The organism is Pseudomonas sp. M2, assembly GCF_015751845.1.
Classification (GTDB): Bacteria; Pseudomonadota; Gammaproteobacteria; order Pseudomonadales; family Pseudomonadaceae; genus Aquipseudomonas; species Aquipseudomonas putida_E.
The window spans coordinates 2,919,477-2,942,390 of the sequence record NZ_JADOUD010000001.1; the positions used below are offsets into that span (position 1 = coordinate 2,919,477).

The following is a 22,914-nucleotide window of genomic DNA, read 5'->3' on the forward strand; positions in this document are numbered from 1 at the left end:
AAGCCGGCAATCGCCGGCTTTATCGAAGGTGGATCAATGACCGATCAACCCCTGGCCCTCACCGTCGAGCAGGGCCTGCACGCCGAGCAAGATCTTTTGGCTGCGGTCTGCCGTGGCGAAACCGAAAGTGGTGTGCTGTTCTGGCGCCCGACGGATCATGCGCTGGTCATGCCTCGGCGCATGAGCCGCCTGGACAACTTCGAGGCAGCCTGCTCGGAGTTGGCGATCGCTGGCTGGCCAGTGCTGTTGCGTGAAACCGGTGGGGAGCCGGTCCCTCAGTCGCATTCGACAGTGAATGTGGCGCTGGTGTATGTCGCTCCACGCAGCGAAGGCGACCATGGCCGTATCGAGAACGCGTATGAACGCCTCTGCCTGCCGTTGTGCGATGTACTGCGCGAATGGGGCGGTGTGGCTTCGGTGGGCGAGATCGACGGGGCCTTCTGCGACGGCCGCTATAACGTCAACCTCAATGGCCGCAAGCTGGTGGGGACTGCCCAGCGCTGGCGCCAGGGGCTGGGTGGAAAACGGCCGGTGGTGCTGGTGCATGGTGCGTTGTTGCTGGATAACGAGCGCGAGTCGATGGTCGCGGCGGTCAACCGTTTCAATGAATGTTGCGGGCTCGAGCAGCGTTGCCGGGCCGATAGTCATATTGCCCTGCACGAAGTGGCGCCCGCTGTACCCTGGTTCGAGCGCCTGTCGAAGGCTTACAGCGAAGTGCTTGCAGCGCTGCCCAAGGACTAACGGGTACCGTAAACCACCATGGTCTTGCCCTTGACCTGGACCAGGCTGCGTTCCTCGAGGTCCTTGAGCACGCGGCCGACCATTTCTCGCGAGCAACCGACGATACGGCCAATTTCCTGGCGGGTGATCTTGATTTGCATGCCGTCCGGGTGGGTCATGGCGTCTGGCTGCTTGCACAGGTCCAGCAGGCAACGGGCGACCCGGCCGGTAACGTCGAAGAAGGCCAGGTCGCCCACCTTGCGCGTGGTGTTGCGCAGGCGCTGGGCCATCTGGCTGCCGAGGGCGTAGAGAATCTCCGGGTCCTGGCGGGCCAGGTCGCGAAACTTGTCATAGCTGATCTCCGCCACCTCGCACTCGGTCTTGGCGCGCACCCAGGCGCTGCGCTGCTGATCGCTGCCGGCGGGTTCGAACAAACCCAGTTCGCCGAAGAAATCGCCACTGTTGAGGTAGGCGATGATCATCTCGTGGCCTTCGTCATCCTCAATGAGGATGGTGACTGAACCCTTGATGATGAACGACAGCGTTTCGGCCCGGTCACCCGCGCAGATGATGTTGCTCTTGGCGGTGTAGCGGCGGCGCTGGCAGTGCATCAGCAGCTTGTCGATGTTCTTGATCTTGGCGGGTAGGGCTGAGGCAACCATCACGAAATCCTGTTCGATACGACCCATAGGCTCTGGTGGGGAGTCGGCTAACGCGACGCGTCAGTCAATTGGCGCCAGCTTATCAGACACTGCAGGATGTTTCGGCACAAATGCCAAACGTGTGGAGCTTTTCCGACAGCCACACAAGGCTTAAGCTGACACCCTTTTGCGAGATTCAGGAGTACGGACAGATGAAGGCACGCATCCAATGGGCCGGTGAAGCGATGTTCCTTGGCGAATCGGGGAGCGGGCACGTCGTGGTGATGGACGGCCCACCCGAGGCTGGGGGCCGCAATCTGGGCGTGCGCCCGATGGAAATGCTCCTGCTCGGCCTGGGTGGCTGCAGCAGCTTCGACGTAGTGAGTATCCTGAAGAAATCGCGCCAAGCGGTGGAAAGCTGCGAAGCCTTCCTGGAGGCCGAGCGCGCCAGCGAAGACCCGAAGGTGTTTACCAAGATTCATATGAACTTCGTGGTCAAAGGGCGCGGGCTGAAAGAGGCGCAGGTCAAGCGTGCGGTGGAGCTGTCGGCGGAAAAATATTGCTCGGCGTCGATCATGCTGGAGCGCGCGGGCGTGGAAATCACCCACGGCTACGAGATCGTTGAGCTGGGTTGAGACTTGTGGGCTGCTGCGCAGCCCTTTCGCGACACAAGGCCGCTCGAAGGTTCGCGGTCTGTGGGCGCGGCCTTGCGTCGCGAAAGGGCCGCAAGGCGGCCCCGGCGCTCTTCAGTTGCGCAAGGCTGGGAGAGCCACTACCAGCCAACGAGGTACGCAACGCCTCAATGACTGGCTGAGGTGCTCCCGGCGCTTTTGATAACCCAGCCCCAGCCCGATCACCCCCAACCCGATCAAGGTCAGCACCACCGGGAACAGCAGCGACTCGGCAAATACCTCGTAAGACAGGTAGCCAAGATAAGCTGCCACCCCCAGCGCCCCGAACACCATGAACACCGGCCGGCGCAGCAGCACCGCCATTGCCATCAGACCCAGGTTGATCAGACAGTACAGCGCCTTACCCAGCTCGCTGTCGCTTTCGATCATCGTCAGCCCACCCCAGAACGCTGCCAGCCCTGCCAGGTAACCCCAGTGGGCGTAATCCTCACGCGTGCGCCCGTCGACCACCAGAAACACCATGAGCAGCCCGAGCCCGAACCACAGCGAAACCGTGCGCCGCTGTTCCCAGCTGAAGGGTGAGCCGAACACCCACTCGCTAAGGTCCATCGACATGAACCATAAGGCCACGGCAATCGGCATCACGATAAACGGGTAGGGGATCAGGCGCAGCATCAACAAACCGGCGACCACCGTGGCCGCCTCCATCATCAGCCATCCGCCCTGCACATAGGTGTAGTACTGGTGATAGTCCGTTTGCCGATCGTCCAGTGGCCACCACCCGGCCAGGCGTTCGATGGCAAAGACAGCCAGGGGCACGATGCTTACCGCGACCGCCGCCAAGACGCCAGCTGCGATGGGTTGCTGGCGTTTTTGCAGGTTGAGGGCGACCAGGGTGAGAAGACCGATGTAAAGAACGGCGATGGCCAGCAGCGCCCAATCACCGATTCGCATCCAGGCTTCGGTCAGCAGCCAGCCCATCGCCCCCATGATCAGTAGGGCGCCGAAATAGAAGGCGACGTGTGCCAGCTGGAAACTGCCACGAGCTGCTGGCTGCTGGCGCAGAAAGTCCAGCAGGGCCTTGTCCTGGCCCGGCTGGAGAACTCCTGCTTGTACGGCGCGCGCCAGGTCCTTGGCGTCGATACGGTCCGTCATTGGCGTGCCCTTAGATGCGGTAAGTGCTTTTGGTCATGACCTTGGCCAGCATGCTCATACCGAAACGTACGGGCGCGGGGAAGCGATAGCCACCTGCTTCAAGGGCCGAATCGGCGTGTTGCTCTTCGTCGACGCGCATCTGCTCGAGAATGGCACGGGACTTTTCGTCCTCATGGGGGATCTGCTCCAGGTGTTCGTCCAGGTGTTTGCACACCTGATGCTCGGTGGCAGCGACGAAGCCCAGGCTGACCTTGTCGCTGACCATGCCGGCGAGCGCGCCGATGCCGAACGACATGCCGTAGAACAGCGGATTGAGCACGCTGGGGTGGCTGCCCAATTGACGGATGCGCTGTTCGCACCAGGCCAGGTGGTCGATTTCTTCCTCGGCTGCATGCTCCATTGCCTTGCGCACCTGGGGCAGCTTGGCGGTCAGGGCCTGGCCTTGGTACAGCGCCTGGGCGCAGACTTCGCCGGTATGGTTGATGCGCATGAGCCCGGCGATGTGGCGGGTCTGGCTTTCGTCGAGCTCGACGTCGGGCTGGACAATGGCCGGAGACGGCCGGGAGGGTTGGCCGCTGAAGGGCAGCAAGGTGCGCATGGCGGTATCGGCCTGCAGCAACAAGCGGTCGAGCGGCGAATAGTGACGTTCGGTAGCCATCGGGCACCTCCGCTGAAGTGATGCCCGACAGTTTACCTCAATCGCCCGGGGTGGGCTTGCCTTGGGTCAGCCCGGTGGCCAGTGCATCTGGCGCTGGCCGAGCACGTGCATGTGGATGTGGTAGACGGTCTGGCCGCCTTGCTCGTTGCAGTTCATGACCACGCGGAAGCCATCGTCGCAGCCAAGCTCCTTGGCCAGGCGCTGGGCGGTGAACAGGATGTGGCCGGCCAGGCCCTTGTCCTCTTCGGTCAGGTCATTGAGCGTACGGATGTGTTTTTTCGGGATGACCAGAAAGTGCACCGGCGCCTGGGGCGCGATGTCGTGGAAGGCCAGAACCTGGTCGTCCTCGTAGATGATCTTCGCCGGGATTTCCCGGTTGATGATCTTGATGAATAAATCGTCCACAGCACTTGCTCCAAGGTGAGTGTCCTGGCCGAGTGTACTTAGCCAGGCGCCGCTCGCCCAGTGGGCTATTCCATTCCGACCGGGCAGTAACGGCGGTGGATGAAGCCTGCAAGCTTGCGCGCCAACCAGCGGGGCAACAGGCGCGGGGCGAATGCCAGCCAGCGGTTGCGGCGAACCGGAATGATCAGCGCCCGGTTTTTCGCCAATGCGCGCACGGTGTACAGCGCCACCTCTTCGGGGCTGAGGCAGCGGCTGCTGCCTTCGAGCCTGGGAATACGCCGGCGCGAAGAGCGCACCGGGCCGGGGCAAAGGACCGAAACCTTGATGCCCGTGGGCTTGAGCTCTTCGCGCAGGGCTTCGGTGAAATGCAGCACATAGGCCTTGCTGGCGGCATAGGTGGCCATCCAGGGGCCTGGCGCTACGGCGGCCAGGCCGGCGACATTGAGGATCTGCCCACCACCCTGTACTGCCATGAGGTTGCCGATGGCATGGCACAGGCGGCTCATGGCGAGAATGTTCACCTCCAGCAGGTCCTGCTCGTCTGCCCACTCGTGGGCGAGAAACGGGCCATAGGTACGTTGGCCGGCGCAGTTGACCAACAGGTCGATGCGCCGCTCGCCCTCTTCCAGCTCGAGTACGAAACCGGACAGGCGCAGCGGTTGGCTGAGGTCGCAGGCGCGTAGCAGTACTTCGACGCCGAAGCGCTGGGTCAGCTCGATGGCTACCGGCTCAAGGGTTTCACGGTGGCGTGCCACCAGGATCAGATTGCGCCCGCGCCGCGCCAGAGCTTCCGCCAGGGCCAAGCCCAGGCCGCTGGAAGCACCAGTGATCATGGCGTAACGGGTCATGCAAGGCTCCTGAGGGCTAAAGAGGGCGCCTAGTGTACAGCGTGGCCAGGCCAGGTGTTGCCTTTTGCTACAAGGCCTTGGCGCGTAACGCCTGGCTGCGCTCCAGGGCTGCTCTGTATTCGCCGTGCAGGCGCTCGATCAGTGCTGCGGCGCCGGGCAGGTCATGGATATCTCCGACGCCTTGCCCGGCAGACCATACTGTCTTCCAGGCCTTGGCTTCATCATCGATTGGCTTGAGTTTGCCCTGTTCCTGGCCGGCCTTCAGTGCGGCCATGTCAAACCCAGCCTGTTCAAGGCTCTGGCGCAAAAAGCTTGCCGGTATGCCGGAAACCGCTGAGGTATGGACGATGTCCGCTGCATGGGCGCCGAGCAGCATCTGTTTATACGCCTCTTGGGCATGGCTCTCCTGGGTGGCAATGAAGCGAGTCCCCATGTAGGCCAGGTCCGCGCCAAGCAACTGGGCGGCGAGTATTTCATGGCCGTGGTTGATGCAGCCGGCCAATAGCAGGGTCTTGTCGAAAAACTGGCGGATTTCGGCCGCAAGGGCGAACGGGCTCCAGGTGCCAGCATGCCCGCCTGCACCTGCCGCCACCGCGATCAGGCCATCGACGCCGGCCTGTGCAGCTTTCTCAGCGTGACGCCGGGTGGTCACATCATGGAACACCAGGCCGCCATAGCCGTGTACGGCATCGACGACTTCCTTCACCGCGCCAAGACTGGTGATGACTATAGGCACCTGATGCTCGACACACAGGGCAAGGTCAGCCTGCAGGCGCGGGTTGGATGGGTGGACGATCAGATTGACCGCATAAGGGGCTGGCGCCTGCAGCTGCCCAAGGCCCGCTTCGATCTCCTCGAGCCAGCCCTTGAAACCGGCACTGTCGCGCTGGTTCAGGGCGGGGAAACTGCCGACCACGCCGTTGCCGCAGCAGGCCAGGACCAGCTGGGGGTTGGAGATCAGGAACATCGGCGCCGCCACCACGGGCAAGCGCAGGCGTTGTTCGAGCGAAGCAGGCAATGACATGGGCGGGGCTCCTGTACAGTGCGATTGTCGTCAGAACGGTTTGACCACCACAAGAATCACGATGGCCAGCAGGAACAGCACGGGTACCTCGTTGAACCAGCGGTAGTAAACGTGGCTGCGGGTGTTGGCACCGGTGGCAAAGCGTTTGCGCTGGGCGCCGCACATGTGATGGTAGCCGGTGAGCAGGAGCACCAGTGTCAGCTTGGCGTGCAGCCAGCCCTGGCTCAGCCAGCCTGGCGTGAGATAGAGCATCCAGGCGCCGAACACGTAGGTGGCAATCATCGCCGGGTTCATGATGCCGCGGTACAGCTTGCGCTCCATGGTCACGAAGCGGTCCTGGCTGATGCTGTCCTGGCTTTGGGCGTGGTAGACGAACAGCCGGGGCAGGTAGAACAGACCGGCGAACCAGCAGACGACGCTGACGATGTGCAGCGCTTTTATCCATAGGTAAAGCATGGAGAGAGTTCCTTCAGGTATTCACGGTCGTCAGATAGTAGAGGCCAAGCGCCCGAAGGGTCACCCGAAGAGTTGTTACAGGCGCCTTGCGCCCCTATCATCGTGCGCTTTCCAGACGGCTCGTTGATAAGGGGCAAGCGTTATGATCAAGGTCGGTATCGTCGGCGGCACGGGTTACACCGGCGTCGAACTGTTGCGTCTGCTGGCACAGCATCCACAGGCCGAGGTGGCGGTCATCACTTCGCGCTCCGAGGCGGGCGTAGCGGTCGCCGACATGTATCCGAACCTGCGCGGCCACTATGACGGCCTGGCTTTCAGCGTGCCGGACAGCAAGGCTCTGTCAGCCTGCGACGTGGTCTTCTTCGCCACCCCGCACGGTGTCGCCCACGCTTTGGCCGGTGAGTTGCTGGCTGCCGGGACCAAGGTCATTGACCTGTCCGCCGACTTCCGCCTGCAGGACGCTGCCGAGTGGGCAAAATGGTACGGGCAGCCGCACGGCGCGCCGGAGTTGCTCAAGGATGCGGTCTACGGCCTGCCTGAAGTCAACCGTGAGAAAATTCGCCAGGCGCGCCTGATCGCTGTGCCGGGCTGCTACCCGACCGCTACCCAGTTGGGCTTCCTGCCGCTGCTTGAAGCTGGCCTGGCCGACCCGTTGCGCCTGATCGCCGACTGCAAGTCGGGTGTCAGCGGCGCCGGTCGTGGCGCCGCCGTGGGTTCGCTGTTCTGCGAAGCTGGCGAGAGCATGAAGGCCTACGCGGTCAAGGGCCACCGTCACTTGCCGGAAATCAGCCAAGGCCTACGCCTGGCTGCAGGCACGGACATCGGCCTGACCTTCGTGCCGCATCTGACCCCGATGATCCGCGGCATTCACTCGACCCTGTACGCGACAGTGGCCGATAAGTCGGTCGACTTGCAGGCACTGTTCGAGAAGCGCTACGCAGACGAGCCGTTCGTCGACGTGATGCCAGCGGGCAGCCACCCGGAAACCCGTAGCGTGCGCGGTGCCAACGTCTGCCGTATCGCCGTTCATCGCCCGCAAGGTGGTGACCTGGTGGTAGTGCTGTCGGTCATCGATAACCTGGTCAAGGGCGCGTCAGGCCAGGCGGTGCAGAACCTGAACATCCTGTTCGGCCTGGACGAGCGCATGGGCCTGTCCCATGCGGGCCTGCTGCCCTGACAGCAGCCACAAGCGGCAAGCGGCAAGCTCTAAGCTGCAAGTGAGCGTATTGCGTTCAGCTTGGAGCTTGTCACTTGCTGCTTACGTATTGTTGACCGATTTTCTCGGAGAAGCGGATAATGCGCGTCATCGAGTTTTATGGCGGCTACTGCGCCGGGAGAATCAACATGAGCGTCGAAACCTTCACCCCCACGGCTTTGGAATTTACTCACGGCGCCGCGCAAAAGGTGAAGACCCTGGTTTGCGAGGAAGGCAATGATCGTCTGAAGCTGAGGGTTTTCGTGACCGGTGGCGGCTGCTCGGGTTTCCAGTACGGCTTCACCTTCGATGAAGATGTGGCCGAAGATGACACCATCGTCGAGCGCGAAGGTGTATCTCTGGTGGTAGATCCTATGAGCTTCCAGTATCTGGCGGGCGCGGAGGTGGATTACCAGGAAGGCCTTGAGGGCTCGCGCTTCGTGATCAAGAACCCGAATGCCGCTACCACTTGTGGCTGCGGCTCTTCCTTCTCGATCTGAAGCCCGGTGGTACAAAAAACGCCGCGCATTTGCGCGGCGTTTTCGTTGCGATCGCAAGGTCAGGCCGGGTAGATCGCGCCGAGAACCCGCAGCCCCTTGGCTGCCGTCACGCTGGGGCGGTTGGCGGCGATGCCTTCCAGGCAGCAGTGGGCCAGCCAGGCAAATGCCATGCCCTCGACCCAGTCGGGGTCTACGCCATATGCCTGGGTGCTGGTGACCCGGGCATCGGGTAGCAGCGCGTCAAGGCGAGCCATCAATGCACCGTTGCGTGCACCGCCGCCACATACAAGCAGCGCTTCTGTGCCTTGCTGTGCATCGCGCAAGGACTCGATGATGCTGCGCGCCGTCAGCTCAAGCAGCGTGGCCTGAACATCTTCGTCACGATAATGCGGCATGCGAGCGAGATGGCCATCCAGCCAAGGCAGGTTGAACACTTCGCGGCCAGTACTCTTAGGGCCGCTGCCGGCGAAGAAAGGGTCGCTCAGCAACGCGTCCAGCAAATCGGTCTGGACCACTCCAGTAGCTGCCCAGGCGCCGTCTGCGTCATAAGCCTGGCCGCGTTTACGCTCGACCCAGGCATCCAGCAATACATTGCCGGGGCCGCAGTCGAAACCGTGGACCGGCTTGTCGTGCTCGATCAGGCTGAGGTTGCTGAAACCGCCTACGTTGAGCACTGCCAGCCGCTGGCCAAGACGGCCGAACAGGGTTTCATGAAACGCGGGCACCAACGGAGCGCCTTGGCCGCCAGCAGCCACATCGCGCCGGCGGAAGTCGGCTACCACTGTGATCCCGGTCAGCTCGGCGAGTAATGCCGGGTTGCCGATCTGCACGGTAAAGCCACGGGCAGGCTCGTGGCGGATGGTCTGGCCATGGCTGCCGATGGCGCGGATGGCGTCAGGCTGCAGCCCCTGTGTTTTCAGTAGCTGCTGTATACCTTCCGCGGCCAGGCTGGCCCAGCGGTTTTCCGCCAACGCTGCACGTGCGATTTCGTCAGGGCCGCTGGCGCACAGGGCTAGCAGTTGCTGACGCAGGTCGGCGGGCATTGGCAGGTAGTGGGTGGCGAGCAGCTTCAGCTGCTCGCCTTGCTCGATCAGTGCAATGTCCAGGCCGTCGAGGCTGGTGCCAGACATTACTCCCAGGTAGAGCGCCATAGCTCAGCGCTTGTTCGCTGCGAGCATGGTGGCCTTTTCCTGATCCATGCGCGCGATCAGTGGCTTGCTCTGCTGCAAGAACCGCTGACGTTCGGCCTTGGCGATCGGATCGGACATCGGTACCTTCTGGCTCAGCGGGTCGACGTGGACGCCATTGACCTGGAACTCATAGTGCAGGTGCGGCCCTGTAGACAGGCCGGTGGTACCGATATAACCGATGATCTGCCCCTGCTTCACACTGCTGCCGGTCTTGATGCCTTTGGCAAAGCCCTGCATGTGCCCGTAGAGAGTTTTGTACCGGTTGCCGTGGGCGATGATCACTGTGTTGCCGTACCCACCGCGACGGCCGGCCAGCTCGATGCGACCGTCACCGGCTGCCTTGATTGGTGTGCCGCGTGGCGCGGCATAGTCGACGCCCTTGTGTGCGCGGATCTTGTTCAGAATCGGGTGCTTGCGGCCAGCGGAAAACCGCGAGCTGATACGGGCAAAGTCCACGGGGGTACGGATGAACGCCTTGCGCAAGCTGTTGCCGTCGGCTGTGTAGTAGCTGGTGTTGCCCTGCTTGTTGGTGTAGCGCACCGCAGTGTAGGTCTTGCCGCGGTTGGTGAAGCGGGCGGACAGGATGTTGCCTGTACCGATCACCTTGCCATCCATGACTTTCTGCTCGTAGACGACGTCGAATTCGTCACCCTGGCGGATGTCCTGAGCGAAATCGATGTCGTAGCCCAGTACTTTGGCCATGTCCATGGTCAGGCTGTGCGACAGGCCGGCACGCTGGGCCGAGGCCGACAACGAACTTTTGATCACGCCGTGGGCGTAGGCAGTACGTACCAACGGCTTGCTGATTTCGCGGTCGAAGCTGTAGCCCTTGGCGGTCTTTGTCAGGCGGATGGTCTCGAGGGTACTGACCTTGCTTTGCAGGCTGGCCAGTTGGCCGTCCTTGTCGAGTTCGAATTGCAGCACCTGGCCATGCTTGAGCTGGCTGAACTGCTTGGCCTGCTTATTGCTGGCCAGCAGGTCGTGCACCGCATTGGCTGGCAGGCCGACTTTTTCGAACAGGGTGGACAGTGTATCGCCACGCGCCACGGTGACTTCGCGATGCCCAGGCTCCTTGGCCTCTGGTTTCTGTTCTAGGGCTGGGAGTTCTTGAGTAGCTTGCTCGGTTTTGGAGTCGGCACCTTCGATTTGTGCGAACGGTGAGCCTTGATCTGCTTCGCTCTGCACCAGTGGCGCGGCACCGGGCTCGCCCTTCAGTTGCTCTGCCGGGCTTTCCAGCTCGAGGCTGAGGGTGGTCTTCTTGGCTTCGACTTCGCTGGACGGAAATACCAGCAGAGCCAGGCTGAGCAGGGCGGCGATGCCGCTGGCGGCCAGCAGATGGCTTTTCGGATAAAGCGGTGGCGCTTTAGGCGTTTCGTCGGTCATAGGTAAGGTGGCTTTTTGAAGAAAAGTGAATATGGAAAAGATGAATGACATGATGAAGATGAAATAACTGTATAAAATATAACCAAATCCAATTTCACGCAAGGGCGCGTAGACGCCGCGAGGCTGCGGTCAGGTCACATCCCGTTGCGAAACTTGTATTTGATGGCCGATCTTGTATGGTTGGCTCCCCTTGAATCTGAGCCTTGCGGGTCTGTCTATGAAGTCGGTTGAAGAGCAGCTGGCGCTTATCAAGCGCGGTGCGGAAGAAGTGTTGGTCGAGTCGGAACTGGTCGAGAAGCTCAAGCGCGGCCAGCCTCTGCGTATCAAAGCAGGTTTCGATCCGACTGCGCCCGACCTGCACTTGGGGCACACCGTGCTGATCAACAAGCTGCGCCAGTTCCAGGAGCTGGGTCATCAGGTCGTCTTCCTGATCGGCGACTTCACTGGAATGATCGGTGATCCGAGTGGCAAAAGCGCGACGCGCCCGCCGTTGACCCGTGAGCAGGTGCTGGATAATGCCGAGACCTACAAGCAGCAGGTGTTCAAGATTCTCGACCCGGCCAAGACCGAGGTCGCGTTCAACTCCACCTGGATGGACAAGCTGACACCGGCGGACTTCATTCGCCTGGCGTCGCAGTACACGGTGGCGCGCATGCTTGAGCGCGACGACTTCGACAAGCGCTATACCACCAATCAGCCGATCGCCATCCATGAGTTCCTTTACCCGCTGGTGCAGGGGTACGACTCGGTAGCCCTCAAGGCTGATGTGGAGCTGGGTGGTACCGACCAGAAGTTCAACTTGCTGATGGGGCGCGAGCTGCAGCGCGCCTACGGCCAGGAAGCGCAGAGCATCGTGACCATGCCGCTGCTCGAAGGGCTGGACGGCGTTAAGAAAATGTCCAAGTCGCTGGGCAACTATGTAGGTATCCAGGAAGCGCCTGGGGTGATGTACAGCAAGCTGGTGTCGATCCCGGACACGCTGATGTGGCGTTACTTCGAATTGCTGAGCTTCCGCTCCATGGAGGAGATCGAGCAGTACCGTGCTGATGTCGCCAATGGTGCGAACCCGCGCGACATCAAGATCAAGCTGGCGGAAGAGCTCGTTGCGCGTTTCCATGGTGAAGAGGCGGCTGCCAACGCCCACCGTGCGGCGGGTAATCGCATGAAAGAGGGAGAGTTGCCGGAAGATCTGCCCGAGATTGAAGTGACCGCGACTGAAGACTTGCCGATCGCTGCTGTGCTGAACCGTGCTGGCCTGGTGAAGAACTCGGCGATGGCGCGCGATCTGCTCAATGGTGGTGCGGTCAAGGTTGATGGGGCGGTGGTCGAGCGTGACTTCATGTTTGCGATTGGCGCCACTCATGTGTGTCAGGCGGGCAAGAAGGCGTTTGCCCGGGTTACGCTCAAGGCGGAGTGAGCGTCTGGTGGCGTAGCTATATATAGAAGCGGGGAGGCCTACAGGCCTCCCCGCTTTGTTTTAGGCGATATCAAGGTTTATTGAAATTAAGCCTTGACGGGCGTTCGAATCCCCTTATAATGCGCCCCACTTCCAGCGTAGTCGGAATGAGAAACTCCTTGAAATTCAAAGAGTTGCTTAATCCAGGTAGTACTGGTGGTGCTTCGATCGCCTGATCGATAGCGGTTGAAATGGTGGTTGACAGCGCTTCTAAGTGCTGTATGATTCGCCTCCCGCTACGAGAGATCGCAGCGAGCCAAGTGTTTGAAGTTGAACGAGTTTCTCGCAAAAACTTCAAAATAAACGCTTGACAGGCTCTGAGGAAAGCGTAGAATGCGCGCCTCGGTTGAGACGAAAAGCTCTTAACCAAACGCTCTTTAACAAATCGAATCAAGCAATTCGTGTGGGTGCTTGTGAGTATGGACTGATAGTCAGAAAGATTATCAGCATCACAAGTGACCATGCGAGAAATCACATAGTCATTTGAGATTGCTGAGCCAAGTTTAGGGTTTCTTAAAAACCCAAGCAGTATTGAACTGAAGAGTTTGATCATGGCTCAGATTGAACGCTGGCGGCAGGCCTAACACATGCAAGTCGAGCGGATGACGGGAGCTTGCTCCTTGATTCAGCGGCGGACGGGTGAGTAATGCCTAGGAATCTGCCTGGTAGTGGGGGACAACGTTTCGAAAGGAACGCTAATACCGCATACGTCCTACGGGAGAAAGCAGGGGACCTTCGGGCCTTGCGCTATCAGATGAGCCTAGGTCGGATTAGCTAGTTGGTGGGGTAATGGCTCACCAAGGCGACGATCCGTAACTGGTCTGAGAGGATGATCAGTCACACTGGAACTGAGACACGGTCCAGACTCCTACGGGAGGCAGCAGTGGGGAATATTGGACAATGGGCGAAAGCCTGATCCAGCCATGCCGCGTGTGTGAAGAAGGTCTTCGGATTGTAAAGCACTTTAAGTTGGGAGGAAGGGCATTAACCTAATACGTTAGTGTTTTGACGTTACCGACAGAATAAGCACCGGCTAACTCTGTGCCAGCAGCCGCGGTAATACAGAGGGTGCAAGCGTTAATCGGAATTACTGGGCGTAAAGCGCGCGTAGGTGGTTTGTTAAGTTGGATGTGAAAGCCCCGGGCTCAACCTGGGAACTGCATCCAAAACTGGCAAGCTAGAGTACGGTAGAGGGTGGTGGAATTTCCTGTGTAGCGGTGAAATGCGTAGATATAGGAAGGAACACCAGTGGCGAAGGCGACCACCTGGACTGATACTGACACTGAGGTGCGAAAGCGTGGGGAGCAAACAGGATTAGATACCCTGGTAGTCCACGCCGTAAACGATGTCAACTAGCCGTTGGAATCCTTGAGATTTTAGTGGCGCAGCTAACGCATTAAGTTGACCGCCTGGGGAGTACGGCCGCAAGGTTAAAACTCAAATGAATTGACGGGGGCCCGCACAAGCGGTGGAGCATGTGGTTTAATTCGAAGCAACGCGAAGAACCTTACCAGGCCTTGACATGCAGAGAACTTTCCAGAGATGGATTGGTGCCTTCGGGAACTCTGACACAGGTGCTGCATGGCTGTCGTCAGCTCGTGTCGTGAGATGTTGGGTTAAGTCCCGTAACGAGCGCAACCCTTGTCCTTAGTTACCAGCACGTTATGGTGGGCACTCTAAGGAGACTGCCGGTGACAAACCGGAGGAAGGTGGGGATGACGTCAAGTCATCATGGCCCTTACGGCCTGGGCTACACACGTGCTACAATGGTCGGTACAGAGGGTTGCCAAGCCGCGAGGTGGAGCTAATCTCACAAAACCGATCGTAGTCCGGATCGCAGTCTGCAACTCGACTGCGTGAAGTCGGAATCGCTAGTAATCGCGAATCAGAATGTCGCGGTGAATACGTTCCCGGGCCTTGTACACACCGCCCGTCACACCATGGGAGTGGGTTGCACCAGAAGTAGCTAGTCTAACCTTCGGGAGGACGGTTACCACGGTGTGATTCATGACTGGGGTGAAGTCGTAACAAGGTAGCCGTAGGGGAACCTGCGGCTGGATCACCTCCTTAATCGACGACATCAGCCTGCTGATGAGCTCCCACACGAATTGCTTGATTCTTTGTAAAAGGCGATCAGGACCTAAATATAGGTCCAGCGCTGTTCCTGATCAGAATTCAGAAATGAACATTTGGCTTGAATGTTGATTTCTGACTTTTGTCAGATCGTTCTTTAAAAATTCGGATATGTGATAGAAATAGACTGAACACCAGTTTCACTGCTGGTGGATCAGGCTAAGGTAAAATTTGTGAGTTCTGCTCGAAAGAGCAACATGCGAATTTTCGGCGAATGTCGTCTTCACAGTATAACCAGATTGCTTGGGGTTATATGGTCAAGTGAAGAAGCGCATACGGTGGATGCCTTGGCAGTCAGAGGCGATGAAAGACGTGGTAGCCTGCGATAAGCTTTGGGGAGTCGGCAAACAGACTGTGATCCAGAGATCTCTGAATGGGGGAACCCACTCAGCATAAGCTGAGTATCTTGTACTGAATACATAGGTGCAAGAGGCGAACCAGGGGAACTGAAACATCTAAGTACCCTGAGGAAAAGAAATCAACCGAGATTCCCTTAGTAGTGGCGAGCGAACGGGGACCAGCCCTTAAGTTGGTTTGAGATTAGTGGAACGCTCTGGAAAGTGCGGCCATAGTGGGTGATAGCCCCGTACACGAAAATCTCTTATCAATGAAATCGAGTAGGACGGAGCACGAGAAACTTTGTCTGAACATGGGGGGACCATCCTCCAAGGCTAAATACTACTGACTGACCGATAGTGAACCAGTACCGTGAGGGAAAGGCGAAAAGAACCCCGGAGAGGGGAGTGAAATAGATCCTGAAACCGTATGCGTACAAGCAGTGGGAGCCTACTTTGTTAGGTGACTGCGTACCTTTTGTATAATGGGTCAGCGACTTATATTCAGTGGCGAGCTTAACCGAATAGGGGAGGCGTAGCGAAAGCGAGTCTTAATAGGGCGTTTAGTCGCTGGGTATAGACCCGAAACCGGGCGATCTATCCATGGGCAGGTTGAAGGTTAGGTAACACTGACTGGAGGACCGAACCGACTACCGTTGAAAAGTTAGCGGATGACCTGTGGATCGGAGTGAAAGGCTAATCAAGCTCGGAGATAGCTGGTTCTCCTCGAAAGCTATTTAGGTAGCGCCTCATGTATCACTGTAGGGGGTAGAGCACTGTTTCGGCTAGGGGGTCATCCCGACTTACCAAACCGATGCAAACTCCGAATACCTACAAGTGCCGAGCATGGGAGACACACGGCGGGTGCTAACGTCCGTCGTGAAAAGGGAAACAACCCAGACCGTCAGCTAAGGTCCCAAAGTCATGGTTAAGTGGGAAACGATGTGGGAAGGCTTAGACAGCTAGGAGGTTGGCTTAGAAGCAGCCACCCTTTAAAGAAAGCGTAATAGCTCACTAGTCGAGTCGGCCTGCGCGGAAGATGTAACGGGGCTCAAACCATGCACCGAAGCTACGGGTATCACCTTTGGTGATGCGGTAGAGGAGCGTTCTGTAAGCCTGTGAAGGTGAGTTGAGAAGCTTGCTGGAGGTATCAGAAGTGCGAATGCTGACATGAGTAACGACAATGCGAGTGAAAAACTCGCACGCCGAAAGACCAAGGTTTCCTGCGCAACGTTAATCGACGCAGGGTTAGTCGGTCCCTAAGGCGAGGCTGAAAAGCGTAGTCGATGGAAAACAGGTTAATATTCCTGTACTTCCAGTTATTGCGATGGAGGGACGGAGAAGGCTAGGCCAGCTTGGCGTTGGTTGTCCAAGTTTAAGGTGGTAGGCTGAGATCTTAGGCAAATCCGGGATCTTAAGGCCGAGAGCTGATGACGAGTTGCCTTTAGGCGACGAAGTGGTTGATGCCATGCTTCCAAGAAAAGCTCCTAAGCTTCAGATAACTGGGAACCGTACCCCAAACCGACACAGGTGGTTAGGTAGAGAATACCAAGGCGCTTGAGAGAACTCGGGTGAAGGAACTAGGCAAAATGGCACCGTAACTTCGGGAGAAGGTGCGCCGGTGAGGGTGAAGGACTTGCTCCGTAAGCTCATGCCGGTCGAAGATACCAGGCCGCTGCGACTGTTTATTAAAAACACAGCACTCTGCAAACACGAAAGTGGACGTATAGGGTGTGACGCCTGCCCGGTGCCGGAAGGTTAATTGATGGGGTTAGCGCAAGCGAAGCTCTTGATCGAAGCCCCGGTAAACGGCGGCCGTAACTATAACGGTCCTAAGGTAGCGAAATTCCTTGTCGGGTAAGTTCCGACCTGCACGAATGGCGTAACGATGGCGGCGCTGTCTCCACCCGAGACTCAGTGAAATTGAAATCGCTGTGAAGATGCAGTGTATCCGCGGCTAGACGGAAAGACCCCGTGAACCTTTACTATAGCTTTGCACTGGACTTTGAATTTGCTTGTGTAGGATAGGTGGGAGGCTTTGAAGTGGGGACGCCAGTTCTCATGGAGCCATCCTTGAAATACCACCCTGGCAACTTTGAGGTTCTAACTCAGGTCCGTTATCCGGATCGAGGACAGTGTATGGTGGGTAGTTTGACTGGGGCGGTCTCCTCCCAAAGAGTAACGGAGGAGTACGAAGGTGCGCTCAGACCGGTCGGAAATCGGTCGTAGAGTATAAAGGCAAAAGCGCGCTTGACTGCGAGACAAACACGTCGAGCAGGTACGAAAGTAGGTCTTAGTGATCCGGTGGTTCTGTATGGAAGGGCCATCGCTCAACGGATAAAAGGTACTCCGGGGATAACAGGCTGATACCGCCCAAGAGTTCATATCGACGGCGGTGTTTGGCACCTCGATGTCGGCTCATCACATCCTGGGGCTGAAGCCGGTCCCAAGGGTATGGCTGTTCGCCATTTAAAGTGGTACGCGAGCTGGGTTTAGAACGTCGTGAGACAGTTCGGTCCCTATCTGCCGTGGACGTTTGAGATTTGAGAGGGGCTGCTCCTAGTACGAGAGGACCGGAGTGGACGAACCTCTGGTGTTCCGGTTGTCACGCCAGTGGCATTGCCGGGTAGCTATGTTCGGAAGAGATAACCGCTGAAAGCATCTAAGCGGGAAACTTGCCTCAAGATGAGATCTCACTGGGATCTTGAATCCCCTAAAGGGCCGTCGAAGACTACGACGTTGATAGGTTGGGTGTGTAAGCGCTGTGAGGCGTTGAGCTAACCAATACTAATTGCCCGTGAGGCTTGACCATATAACACCCAAGCAATTTGCTTCTGCAAATTGTGGTGGTGAAGACGAAAGAACCGAAAGTTCGCAACATCACAACTATCGCATATCCGAATTCGCTGGGCTGTCCATCTGGACATTCTGGCTACAGAATTTCTTGACGACCATAGAGCATTGGAACCACCTGATCCCATCCCGAACTCAGTAGTGAAACGATGCATCGCCGATGGTAGTGTGGGGTTTCCCCATGTGAGAGTAGGTCATCGTCAAGATTCATTTCGCAAAACCCCTATCTGCGCAAGCAGGTAGGGGTTTTGTCTTTTCTGGCTTTATACACGGGATTTGGCTCGTTTCGGGCGGCCCTTTTCCTATGCAAGCCCACTACCCATAGCTATCATGCCAGCCTTATTCCAAGTCGAGACTGGCATGCTGAAGTTGTTGAATCTCCTCAAGGATGGCCGGTTCCATTCCGGAGAAGCCTTGGGGGCAGCCCTCGGGGTGAGCCGCAGCGCCGTTTGGAAGCAGCTGCAGCATCTGGAGAGTGAGCTGAATCTCACCATTCACAAGGTTCGTGGGCGTGGCTATCAGCTAGCGGCGCCCTTGGCCTTGCTCGAAGCAAAGGCAATTGCCGAATTTGCTGGTGGTGAGCAATGGCCAATGTTCATCCACGAAACCATCGGCTCGACTAACGCTGAAGGGTTGCGGCTCGTGGGGGAGGGGCTGGCAGCTCCCTTTCTGGTGCTTGCCGAGCGACAGAGCGCTGGGCGTGGCCGTCGCGGTCGTCAGTGGGTAAGTCCTTTCGCGGAAAACCTTTACTACAGCCTGGTGTTACGTGTCGAAGGCGGCATGCGACAGCTCGAAGGGCTGAGTCTGGTGGTCGGCTTGGCGGTAATGCGCACCTTGGAAGGCTTCGGTGTTAAGGAAGTTGGGCTCAAGTGGCCTAATGATGTTCTTGTGCGTGGGCAGAAAATCGCCGGCATCCTGCTTGAGTTGGTCGGTGATCCGGCGGACGTCTGTCACGTTGTTCTTGGCATTGGCGTCAATGTGAACATGCAGGTAAACGTCCAGGTCGATCAGCAGTGGACATCCATACGGCGTGAGGTTGGCTCTCCCATCGATCGTAATCGCCTGGTGGCAATGCTCAGCCAGCAACTGCAGCACGAGCTGGCGCGTCACCGACGTTATGGTTTTGCCGCTTTTCAGGAGGAATGGGAGCAAGCACATCTATGGCAGGGGCGTAACGTATCGCTTGTTGCCGGCAGTACCCAGATCGATGGAGTAGTGCTTGGAGTGGATGGGCAGGGTGGCTTGCGCCTGGAGATCGATGGCGTGGAGAAGAGCTTCAGTGGTGGTGAGCTCAGTTTGAGGTTGCGTGATGATTCTTGAGCTCGATTGCGGTAACAGCTTCATCAAATGGCGAGTCATTCATGCTGTCGACGCTACTATCGTGGGTGGCGGCATTGTGGATTCGGATCAGGCGCTTGTGGCCGAGGTCGGTACTTTGGCTTCGCTGCGTTTGTCGGGTTGTCGTATCGTCAGTGTGCGCAGCGAGGAAGAAACGGCAGCGCTCTGTACGCTGATCGCTCAGGCGTTTTCTGTGTTGCCGCGTGTCGCGGAACCGGCTCGTGAGATGGCCGGGGTGCGCAATGGATATGAAGATTTCCAGCGCCTGGGCATGGATCGCTGGCTCGCGGCGTTGGGCGCTTTCCACTTGGCCAAGGGTGCGTGCTTGGTGATCGACCTGGGTACAGCTGCCAAGGCCGACTTCATTGGCGCTGATGGCGAGCATCTTGGGGGGTACATCTGCCCAGGTATGCCACTGATGCGCAGCCAGTTGCGCACGCACACTCGACGCATCCGCTACGACGACGCATCTGCGGAGCGTGCCTTGACCAGCCTTGCTCCTGGGCGCTCGACCGTCGAGGCGGTCGAGCGTGGCTGCGTGTTGATGCTGCAGGGCTTTGCTCGTACGCAGCTGGAGCAAGCACGCTCGCTGTGGGGGGAGGACTTTACTGTATTCCTCACTGGGGGGGATGCACCATTGGTGCGTGAAGCAGTACCGCAGGCGCGCGTGGTTCCCGACTTGGTATTCGTTGGCTTGGCAATGGCCTGCCCTTTGAGCTGAGGTGTTTATGCGTTGGTTGTTTCTGCTATTGCTGGTGCTCAACGTCTTCTATTACGTCTGGCACCAACAGGAAGCCCCGCTAAAAGCCAAGGATGTCGCCCCGCTCTCGTTGTACAAAGGCAATCAGCAGGAGATTCGTCTCTTGCGTGAAACGGGTGTGGCCACGCCGCCCCGTCGCCGCGACGAATGTCTGGTGGTGGGCGGCCTGGCAGGGCGAGATCAAATCGATGCCCTGCGCCAGCGCTTGTTGAGCTTGGATATCAGTGCATTGCCGGTATCTGGGCAGCTGCCCGGCGCTGATGGCCTCTGGCTCAAGATTTCCCCGGAAAGCGAGCGTTTGCTGGATCAAACGGTCCTCGCCACTCTTTCCAACGATTTCAAAGACTTAAAACATAAAATTATTTTCTGCCAGGGTATTGCAACTGGCGAATAGCTTGATAGAATGGCGCCCGCTTCACAGGGAACACCACTGAGGTGGTAGAGCTGGAGGCAGTGTCAAAGTTGCTAAGCTTCAGATTTGATTGAAAAAATTTGAAAATAAGCTTGACACTAGGGCGGCAGACAAATAGAATGCCGGCCACATCTGGAGGGATTCCCGAGCGGTCAAAGGGGACGGACTGTAAATCCGTTGCGAGAGCTTCGAAGGTTCGAATCCTTCTCCCTCCACCAGTTTTAGCGAGAGCCGCAAGCTCCGCGGGTATAGTTTAGTGGTAGAACCTCAGCCTTCCAAGCTGATGATGCGGGTTCGATTCCCGCTACCCGCTCCAAGTTTGCTGGGTTTTGCACAATGTGTTTCGCTCTTGTAGCTCAGTTGGTAGAGCACACCCTTGGTAAGGGTGAGGTCAGCGGTTCAAGTCCGCTCAAGAGCTCCATATAAACAAGGCAGATATGAAAATATCTGCCTTTGTTTTATCAGCGTAAGACTATTTCTTCTGCGGAGGATTGTATCGATGGCTAAGGAAAAGTTTGATCGTTCCCTTCCCCACGTTAACGTCGGCACTATCGGCCACGTTGACCACGGTAAGACCACTCTGACCGCAGCTCTGACTCGCGTTTGCTCCGAAGTTTTCGGTTCGGCAATCGTTGAGTTCGACAAGATCGACTCGGCTCCGGAAGAAAAAGCGCGCGGTATCACCATCAACACCGCTCACGTTGAGTACAACTCGACCATTCGTCACTACGCTCACGTTGACTGCCCAGGTCACGCTGACTACGTGAAGAACATGATCACCGGTGCTGCCCAGATGGACGGCGCGATTCTGGTTTGCTCGGCCGCCGATGGTCCGATGCCACAAACCCGTGAGCACATCCTGCTGTCCCGTCAGGTTGGCGTTCCGTACATCGTGGTCTTCCTGAACAAGGCTGACCTGGTAGACGACGCCGAGCTGCTGGAACTGGTCGAGATGGAAGTTCGCGACCTGCTGTCCACCTACGACTTCCCAGGCGACGACACTCCGATCATCATCGGTTCTGCTCGTATGGCCCTGGAAGGCAAAGACGACAACGAAATGGGCACTACCGCTGTCAAGAAGCTGGTAGAAACTCTGGACAGCTACATTCCTGAGCCAGTTCGTGCCATCGACCAGCCGTTCCTGATGCCGATCGAAGACGTATTCTCGATCTCGGGTCGTGGTACCGTTGTTACCGGTCGTATCGAGCGTGGTATCGTCCGCGTTCAGGATCCGCTGGAAATCGTTGGTCTGCGTGACACCACCACCACCACCTGCACCGGTGTTGAGATGTTCCGCAAGCTGCTGGACGAAGGTCGTGCTGGCGAGAACTGCGGCGTTCTGCTGCGTGGTACCAAGCGTGATGACGTTGAGCGTGGCCAGGTTCTGGTCAAGCCAGGTTCGGTCAAGCCGCACACCAAGTTCACCGCAGAAGTCTACGTTCTGTCGAAGGAAGAAGGCGGCCGTCACACTCCGTTCTTCAAAGGCTACCGTCCTCAGTTCTACTTCCGTACCACTGACGTGACCGGTAACTGCGAACTGCCGGAAGGCGTTGAAATGGTAATGCCAGGTGACAACATTCAGATGACTGTTACCCTGATCAAGACCATCGCAATGGAAGACGGTCTGCGCTTCGCTATCCGTGAAGGCGGTCGTACCGTCGGCGCCGGCGTCGTAGCAAAAATTATCGAATAAGTAGTTGATTTACTTGATCAGGCCGGTATAATGGCCGGCCTGATACAGCGTTACAGGTCAGTAGCTCAATTGGCAGAGCGACGGTCTCCAAAACCGTAGGTTGGGGGTTCGATTCCCTCCTGACCTGCCATTCACCTCAGTGTGATTGGCTTTCTTCTTACAGGATCCTCCCCGATGACTCCCAAAACTGAAGCCCAAGAATCGCGTTTTGATCTGTTCAAGTGGCTGGCTGTAGTGGCTTTGGTGGTTGTTGGTGTAGTGGGTAATCAGTATTACTCCGCCTCCCCAATCCTGTACCGCGTTCTTGCGCTTCTCGCCCTGGCTGCTGTTGCAGGCTTTGTAGCTCTGCAGACTGCGAAGGGTAAGTCGTTCTTTGCGCTTGCGAAGGAAGCTCGTACTGAGATCCGTAAAGTCGTGTGGCCGACCCGCCAGGAAACCACCCAGACCACGCTGATTGTCGTGGCTGTCGTGCTGGTTATGGCACTGCTGCTGTGGGGTCTTGATTCCCTGCTCGGCTGGGCGGTCTCCCTGATCGTTGGCTAAAGGTGTCCCGTGGCTAAGCGTTGGTATGTTGTGCATGCTTACTCGGGTTACGAGAAGCATGTTATGCGCTCCCTGATAGAGCGCGTCAAGCTGGCAGGCATGGAAGACGGTTTCGGCGAGATCCTGGTCCCGACCGAAGAAGTCGTCGAAATGCGCAACGGCCAGAAGCGCAAAAGTGAGCGTAAATTCTTCCCTGGCTATGTTCTGGTCCAGATGGAGATGAACGAAGGGACTTGGCACTTGGTCAAGGACACCCCTCGTGTGATGGGCTTTATTGGTGGCACTGCAGATAAGCCTGCACCGATCACTGATAAAGAAGCTGAGGCTATCCTGCGTCGCGTTGCCGATGGTAGTGACAAGCCGAAGCCGAAGACGTTGTTCGAGCCCGGTGAAGTGGTTCGAGTCATTGACGGTCCGTTCGCTGACTTCAATGGTAACGTCGAAGAGGTTAACTACGAAAAGAGTCGCCTCCAGGTGGCGGTGCTCATTTTCGGTCGCTCTACTCCGGTAGAGCTCGAGTTCAGCCAGGTCGAAAAGGTCTAGGCGGACGAAGCATCCCATACCCCGCAGCCCTGTGTGCTGCG

20 protein-coding genes, 4 tRNA genes and 3 rRNA genes are annotated in these 22,914 nt (G+C 57.9%); 18 read left to right on the forward strand and 9 right to left on the reverse strand.

Features of this window, described 5'->3' with window-relative positions; translation table 11 throughout:
* Positions 1-36 precede the first annotated feature (36 nt).
* Positions 37-741, forward strand: a complete 705-nt coding sequence (locus IWW33_RS13490; RefSeq protein WP_125924639.1) for a lipoate--protein ligase family protein — start codon at positions 37-39, stop codon at positions 739-741.
* Here IWW33_RS13490 and crp read toward each other — a convergent pair.
* A complete protein-coding gene (gene crp / locus IWW33_RS13495; protein WP_046787604.1) occupies positions 738-1,382 on the reverse strand; it encodes a cAMP-activated global transcriptional regulator CRP in 645 nt (214 codons plus the stop codon). The genes IWW33_RS13490 and crp overlap by 4 nt on opposite strands.
* A gap of 191 nt (positions 1,383-1,573) precedes the next feature.
* Here crp and IWW33_RS13500 point away from each other — a divergent pair, with 191 nt between their 5' ends.
* Entirely contained in the window at positions 1,574-1,996 is a 423-nt protein-coding gene (locus IWW33_RS13500; protein ID WP_004376171.1) for an OsmC family protein, read from the forward strand.
* Between the two features lie 111 nt (positions 1,997-2,107).
* On the opposite strand, the gene IWW33_RS13505 is transcribed toward IWW33_RS13500, so the two are convergent.
* From IWW33_RS13505 to hemJ, 6 genes are all read right to left on the reverse strand, one after another.
* Positions 2,108-3,148, reverse strand: coding sequence for a DUF2157 domain-containing protein (locus tag IWW33_RS13505; RefSeq protein ID WP_174142581.1), 1,041 nt, complete (start codon positions 3,146-3,148; stop codon positions 2,108-2,110).
* Positions 3,149-3,158: 10 nt separating this feature from the next.
* Entirely contained in the window at positions 3,159-3,806 is a 648-nt protein-coding gene (gene coq7, locus IWW33_RS13510; protein WP_012316538.1) for a 2-polyprenyl-3-methyl-6-methoxy-1,4-benzoquinone monooxygenase, read from the reverse strand.
* A gap of 66 nt (positions 3,807-3,872) precedes the next feature.
* Complete coding sequence (locus tag IWW33_RS13515; protein ID WP_115273019.1) at positions 3,873-4,211, reverse strand: histidine triad nucleotide-binding protein; 339 nt, start codon at positions 4,209-4,211, stop codon at positions 3,873-3,875.
* A 65-nt stretch (positions 4,212-4,276) separates the two neighbouring features.
* Positions 4,277-5,059 (reverse strand): SDR family oxidoreductase, encoded by a 783-nt coding sequence (locus IWW33_RS13520; protein ID WP_115273018.1) that lies wholly within the window; start codon positions 5,057-5,059, stop codon positions 4,277-4,279.
* Positions 5,060-5,126: 67 nt separating this feature from the next.
* Positions 5,127-6,083 carry a nitronate monooxygenase family protein gene (locus IWW33_RS13525; protein WP_115273017.1) on the reverse strand — a complete coding sequence of 319 codons (957 nt, stop codon included), beginning with the start codon at positions 6,081-6,083 and terminating at the stop codon, positions 5,127-5,129.
* A gap of 30 nt (positions 6,084-6,113) precedes the next feature.
* Positions 6,114-6,539 (reverse strand): protoporphyrinogen oxidase HemJ, encoded by a 426-nt coding sequence (hemJ, locus tag IWW33_RS13530; RefSeq protein WP_046787594.1) that lies wholly within the window; start codon positions 6,537-6,539, stop codon positions 6,114-6,116.
* Positions 6,540-6,681: 142 nt separating this feature from the next.
* Between hemJ and argC the strand changes: the two genes are divergently transcribed.
* Positions 6,682-7,716 (forward strand): N-acetyl-gamma-glutamyl-phosphate reductase, encoded by a 1,035-nt coding sequence (gene argC / locus IWW33_RS13535; protein ID WP_046787595.1) that lies wholly within the window; start codon positions 6,682-6,684, stop codon positions 7,714-7,716.
* Between the two features lie 167 nt (positions 7,717-7,883).
* A complete protein-coding gene (gene erpA, locus IWW33_RS13540; RefSeq protein WP_046787605.1) occupies positions 7,884-8,234 on the forward strand; it encodes an iron-sulfur cluster insertion protein ErpA in 351 nt (116 codons plus the stop codon).
* 59 nt (positions 8,235-8,293) lie between these two features.
* On the opposite strand, the gene IWW33_RS13545 is transcribed toward erpA, so the two are convergent.
* Positions 8,294-9,385, reverse strand: coding sequence for an anhydro-N-acetylmuramic acid kinase (locus IWW33_RS13545; RefSeq protein WP_115273016.1), 1,092 nt, complete (start codon positions 9,383-9,385; stop codon positions 8,294-8,296).
* 3 nt (positions 9,386-9,388) lie between these two features.
* Positions 9,389-10,807, reverse strand: coding sequence for a peptidoglycan DD-metalloendopeptidase family protein (locus tag IWW33_RS13550; RefSeq protein ID WP_115273015.1), 1,419 nt, complete (start codon positions 10,805-10,807; stop codon positions 9,389-9,391).
* A gap of 217 nt (positions 10,808-11,024) precedes the next feature.
* Here IWW33_RS13550 and tyrS point away from each other — a divergent pair, with 217 nt between their 5' ends.
* From tyrS to nusG, 14 genes are all read left to right on the forward strand, one after another.
* Positions 11,025-12,224, forward strand: a complete 1,200-nt coding sequence (gene tyrS, locus IWW33_RS13555) for a tyrosine--tRNA ligase (protein WP_115273014.1) — start codon at positions 11,025-11,027, stop codon at positions 12,222-12,224.
* 572 nt (positions 12,225-12,796) lie between these two features.
* A 16S ribosomal RNA gene (locus tag IWW33_RS13560) occupies positions 12,797-14,333 on the forward strand.
* A gap of 318 nt (positions 14,334-14,651) precedes the next feature.
* Positions 14,652-17,543: ribosomal RNA gene (locus IWW33_RS13565) — 23S ribosomal RNA — on the forward strand.
* A 131-nt stretch (positions 17,544-17,674) separates the two neighbouring features.
* Positions 17,675-17,790 (forward strand): 5S ribosomal RNA (gene rrf, locus IWW33_RS13570).
* Together the 16S, 23S and 5S rRNA genes form the textbook arrangement of a ribosomal RNA operon.
* 154 nt (positions 17,791-17,944) lie before the next feature.
* Positions 17,945-18,904, forward strand: a complete 960-nt coding sequence (gene birA / locus IWW33_RS13575) for a bifunctional biotin--[acetyl-CoA-carboxylase] ligase/biotin operon repressor BirA (protein WP_115273746.1) — start codon at positions 17,945-17,947, stop codon at positions 18,902-18,904.
* Positions 18,894-19,643: a pantothenate kinase gene (locus IWW33_RS13580; RefSeq protein WP_115273747.1), complete on the forward strand. Its 750-nt coding sequence runs from the start codon at positions 18,894-18,896 to the stop codon at positions 19,641-19,643. Before birA ends, IWW33_RS13580 begins: the two co-directional genes overlap by 11 nt.
* Positions 19,644-19,650: 7 nt before the next feature.
* Complete coding sequence (locus IWW33_RS13585; RefSeq protein WP_046788138.1) at positions 19,651-20,076, forward strand: hypothetical protein; 426 nt, start codon at positions 19,651-19,653, stop codon at positions 20,074-20,076.
* Positions 20,077-20,228: 152 nt separating this feature from the next.
* Positions 20,229-20,312 (forward strand) — tRNA-Tyr (locus tag IWW33_RS13590).
* A gap of 24 nt (positions 20,313-20,336) precedes the next feature.
* Positions 20,337-20,410: transfer RNA gene (locus IWW33_RS13595), tRNA-Gly, on the forward strand.
* Between the two features lie 29 nt (positions 20,411-20,439).
* Positions 20,440-20,515 (forward strand) — tRNA-Thr (locus tag IWW33_RS13600).
* 78 nt (positions 20,516-20,593) lie between these two features.
* Complete coding sequence (tuf, locus tag IWW33_RS13605; RefSeq protein WP_003255489.1) at positions 20,594-21,787, forward strand: elongation factor Tu; 1,194 nt, start codon at positions 20,594-20,596, stop codon at positions 21,785-21,787.
* Positions 21,788-21,841: 54 nt separating this feature from the next.
* Positions 21,842-21,917: transfer RNA gene (locus tag IWW33_RS13610), tRNA-Trp, on the forward strand.
* Positions 21,918-21,961: 44 nt separating this feature from the next.
* Positions 21,962-22,330 (forward strand): preprotein translocase subunit SecE, encoded by a 369-nt coding sequence (gene secE / locus IWW33_RS13615; protein ID WP_008089117.1) that lies wholly within the window; start codon positions 21,962-21,964, stop codon positions 22,328-22,330.
* A gap of 9 nt (positions 22,331-22,339) precedes the next feature.
* Positions 22,340-22,873, forward strand: a complete 534-nt coding sequence (gene nusG, locus IWW33_RS13620) for a transcription termination/antitermination protein NusG (protein ID WP_012316525.1) — start codon at positions 22,340-22,342, stop codon at positions 22,871-22,873.
* Positions 22,874-22,914: the final 41 nt, after the last annotated feature.